This window comes from Bradyrhizobium sp. P2_E8, from assembly GCF_056403875.1.
The window spans coordinates 1-4,484 of record NZ_JBFUES010000638.1 but is presented as its reverse complement, the minus strand read 5'-3'; the positions used below and the strand labels follow the sequence as shown (position 1 = coordinate 4,484).

The window sequence follows — 4,484 nt, the reverse complement described above, 5'->3', positions numbered from 1 at the left end:
GCGCTACACACAGGCCTTCCAGGATGCCGAAGTCACGCCCGAGATCCTGTCAGAGCTGACCGAGGCCGACCTGCGGGAACTTGGCTTGCCACTCGGCCCGCGTAAGACGGTGCTGAAAGCGATTTATGCACACGGTTCACCGCATGCTCCCGTCCCTGTTGAGGCTCGCGCGTCGGCTATAGAGCGGAAGGTAGCACTCCCGTCGGATGCTGACCGTCGGCAACTCACCGTCATGTTTGTCGATCTGGTCGGCTCGACCGCGCTCGCCTCGGGGCGCGACCCTGAGGAGATGCGTGACCTCATGCAGGCCTACCACAACACCGTGGTAGGCGAGATCACCCGGTTCGAAGGCCACATAGCCAAGTTCCTGGGCGACGGCGTGCTCGCATACTTCGGCTGGCCGCGGGCCCATGAAGACGAGGCGGAGCGTGCCGTTCGCGCCGGCATGCGGGTGACTAAGGCGGTCGCGGCCCTTGCCGAGCCCGCTGGTGCAGCGCTTGCCGCTCGCGTCGGCATCGCAACCGGCCTGGTGGTCGTCGGCGAACTGATTGGAGAAGGCGAAGCCCGCGAGCGTGCGGTCATCGGTGAGACCCCGAACCTGGCCGCGCGATTGCAAGGGCTCGCCGAGCCAGGCAGCGTTGTGATCGCCGAGTCCACGCGCCATCTAATTGGCGAAGCCTTCATGTACCATGACCTCGGCACAGTGCCTCTAAAAGGTTTTCCTGGCCCAGTGCAAGCCTGGCTGGTGATCGGTGAGAGCCCGGCGGAGAGTCGATTCGACGCACAGCACGGAGTGTCGACGACTGCGCTGGTCGGGCGCGATCAGGAACTCGCACTTCTCTTGGATCGCTGGGAGCGGGCGAAAGAGCGAGAGGGACAGATCGTCCTGCTTGGCGGCGAACCAGGCATCGGCAAATCCCGCCTCCTGCGGGCCCTGCGCGACCAGCTCGCGGGCGCTCCGCACACACCCCTGAGCCATTTCTGCTCGCCATTCCATACCAACAGCGCCCTATACCCTGTCATTGGGCTCCTAGAACGAGCAGCGGGAATTCGGCGGGAGGACCTTCCCGAAGAGCAGCTCGATAAGCTCGAGGCGATGCTCGCTCTTGCGACAGACGACGCGCATGAGAGCGCAGCCGTTCTCGCGGACCTGTTGGCAATCCCGACAGGCGAGCGATACCCGCCACTGAAGCTCGGTCCACACCAGAAGAAGGAGCGAACGTTTCAGGCTCTTTTGGAGCAGGTACGAGGCCTGGCGGCAAGACAGCCTCTGCTCGCCATTTACGAGGATGTCCACTGGGCCGACCCCACCATGCTCGAACTCCTCGATCGGGCTGTTGACGAGGTGCAGCGGCTCCCGGTCCTCATGATTATTACCTTTCGACCGGAATTCGTTCCGCGCTGGACGGGACATGGACACGTGACGACACTCTTCTTGAGCCGGCTGGGACGCAGGCAAGGCGCTGCCGTGGTCGACCGGATAACCGGCGGCAGATTGCTTCCACAGGAGGTGCTTGAGCAGATTTTGGCCAAGACGGATGGCGTGCCGCTGTTCGTCGAGGAACTGACTAAGACCGTCCTCGAATCCGGGCTCCTTAGGGAGCGGGGCAACTGCTATGAACTGATAGGTCCGTTACCACCGCTGGCGATCCCGACTACGCTCAAGGACTCGCTGATGGCTCGTCTGGACCGGTTGGCACCGGTGAAGGAAGTCGCCCAGATCGCAGCCTGCATTGGGCGAGAGTTCGGACGCGACCTTCTGAAAGCAGTAGCTCCGCTCGATGAGGATGCCCTCCAGCTTGCTCTCAATGAACTACTGGAGGCGGAGCTTATATTCCGGCATGGAATTCCACCGGCTATTGGCTACAGCTTCAAACATGCGCTGGTACAGGACATCGCGCACGAGAGCCTCTTGAGGAGCAAGCGGCAGCAGATCCATGCTCGTATCGCCGCTGCTCTCGAAGAGCTTTATCCTGCCCGTGCGGAGGCGGAGCTGGAGACGATTGCTTCGCATCTCACCGAGGCTGGGCTGGCGGACAGGGCCGTCGGCTATTGGCTGCGGGCCGGCCGGAACGCCGCGGGGCGTTCCGCCAATCTCGAAGCGATCACTCATCTTACAAGCGGGCTAGAGGCGCTCAAGTCCTGTCGAGAGGGGCCGGAGCGGGATCGCCAGGAACTCGCGCTGCAGACGGCAATCGGGGGGCCGCTGATCGCCATCCACGGATACACGGCTCCGCAGCTCGGCACTGCGTTCGACAGGGCTCACACGCTCTGCAAAGAACTTGACGACGCGGATGCCTTGTTCGCCACGCTCAGCGGCAAGTTCATTTTCCATTTTGTAAGAGGCGACTACGGCGCCATGCAGAGCCTGGCGGCCGAGGCGCGAAGCGCCGCCGAGCTCACCGGGGACATGGCACTGGAATTGGCGGCGCATCGTTTGGCGGCTCTCACGGCCATGCACGCCGGTGACTTTCTTAAGGCCCGCTCCGAGTTCGAGACGATCCTGAGTCGCTATGAGCCGAAGGCGCATCGGCCGCCGCCTGTGCACTATGTCCATGACCCGAAGGCTTCTGCGTTACCCTACTTGGCGATTGTGCTTTGGATCCTTGGCTACCCCGAGCAGGCGCAGAGAGCGAGCCGCACGGCGTTTGAGTACGCTGTGGAGTTGAACCAGACGAACCTTACCGCCCACGTGGAGGTCTATGGCGGGGCCGCGCCTGCGGAGCTGATGGGTGATGTGGCGGCTGCGCATGCGCACGCGGACGCCATCATCGACCTCGCTGATCAACACAGCTTGAACTACTGGCGGTTGAGCGGACTCATCCTGCGGGGCTGGGCAATGGCACGGGAAGGCAACGTGGAGAGTGGTTTGACGCTCATGCGCCGGAGTCTGAACGAGCGGAACCGGCTCGGAGCCAGTTGGTACGAGGTTCGGTACTTGTGCATGCTGGCGGCGACGTACCTGCAACTGGGTGACGGCGACAAGGGCCTCGTTGCCCTCGCTGAAGCAAAGGACCTCGCTGCACGCAATGACGAGCACATGTGGGAGGCAGAACTTGCGTGCCTCGGTGGCGAATTGCAGCGCATTCGTGGTGCTTCACCGGATGAGGTCGAGGCGCATTTGCAAACCGCGCTCCACGTTGCACAGGGCCAGAGCGCCAAGTCATTCGAGTTGCGTGCGGCCATGAGTCTGGCTCGGCTTTGGCGCGATCAGGGTAGGGTAGTCGAGGCGCGAGGTCTCCTTGGCTCCATTTACGGGTGGTTCACGGAAGGATACGAAACACCTGACCTCCGTGCCGCTAAGCAACTCATGGCGGAACTAGCTGCAGCTTAATACACCTTTGGCTTTGTGCAGTTCCGCGCCATCTGCTGTACCGAATAGGCGCGGGCGCCATGGTACGCTAGAGCATGGCCGCATCTCAGGCGCAGATATCCCCTTTCCCCCTTTAAACGCTCGTGCCGCACGTGTGCAACTCTCTGCGGCTTTCGGGATGCCCCACCGGTTGATGTCGGTTGTTGGCCCTTTTCGGACCTCCGCTTTCGTCCTCCAGATGTCTGCTATTGGGGCAAACTGAGAAAGGACGTTTGGGCGGCCAGCCCTTCGGTCGGTCACGCTCCAGTCTCGGGCAAAGATCCGCGACCGGAGCCACCGCTCACCGGTGTCTCCGCCCATTCGGGTAACGATCGTTACCGCCCGAGCTTTCTGCGCGTCACTGGCCGAGCTACGCGGGCGTCGCTCCCGGGCGCCACCCGCCATATTTCGGATGCTCCTTGCCGATCGGCAGCGCCACCGCCGTGCCGGTTTCCGCGGCGTGATAGAGCGCAGTGATCAGCTCCAGCGAACGCCGCGCGTCCTCTAGCGTCACCGGCAACGGCCCGTTGCTTTCCAGCGCCTGATGATAGGCCGCCATCAAGCCTTCGAACCGCGATGGCACGAACGTAAAACCTTCCAGCGCTTTAGCGATACGCGCCTCGGCCTCGGGCGACGTGGCGATGATCTGCCAGGGATCGTCGCCGGGGGCATAGGGCGCGAGCGAGCTCTCAAAGGTGACGTGCTCGAAGCAAAGCCGAAGGCGGCTGATCTCCCTGGCCGAACCCAGCGTTGCGACCAAGGAGGCCAGCGCGCCGCTTTCCATCACAAGGCTTGCCACGGCGCAATCTTCAACCTCGATCGTGTTAACGCGCGTTGCGGTGCGCGCAAACGCCGAGGCGACGTCGCCCATCAGCCAGGTGAGGATGTCGTGGGAGTGGATGGCGTGGGTGAGCAGCGCCCCGCCCAGTTCGGTCTCGAAGCGGCCGCGCCACGGCACTGAATAGTATTTGGCGCCGCGCAGCCAGGCGGTCTCGACGGTCGCGAGATACGGCTTGCCGGCGAGGCCGAGCTCGATAATGCGCCGCGCCTTCTGCAGGCCGTTACCGAAACGATACTGGAACACCGGCATGATGCGCCCGCGCGCCCGGGTCTCGGCGGCGGTGAGCTGGTC

Annotated in this window: 2 protein-coding genes; one reads left to right on the top strand and one right to left on the bottom strand. The window is 63.3% G+C overall.

Annotated features, from left to right (window positions below; translation table 11 throughout):
- The coding region (locus AC1D00_RS28480; RefSeq protein ID WP_477012952.1) for an AAA family ATPase at positions 1 to 3,334 on the top strand (3,334 nt) is incomplete at its 5' end.
- A gap of 388 nt (positions 3,335 to 3,722) precedes the next feature.
- Here AC1D00_RS28480 and AC1D00_RS28475 read toward each other — a convergent pair.
- Positions 3,723 to 4,484 (bottom strand): Gfo/Idh/MocA family protein (locus tag AC1D00_RS28475; RefSeq protein WP_477012951.1); only part of this gene is annotated, 762 nt, incomplete at its 5' end.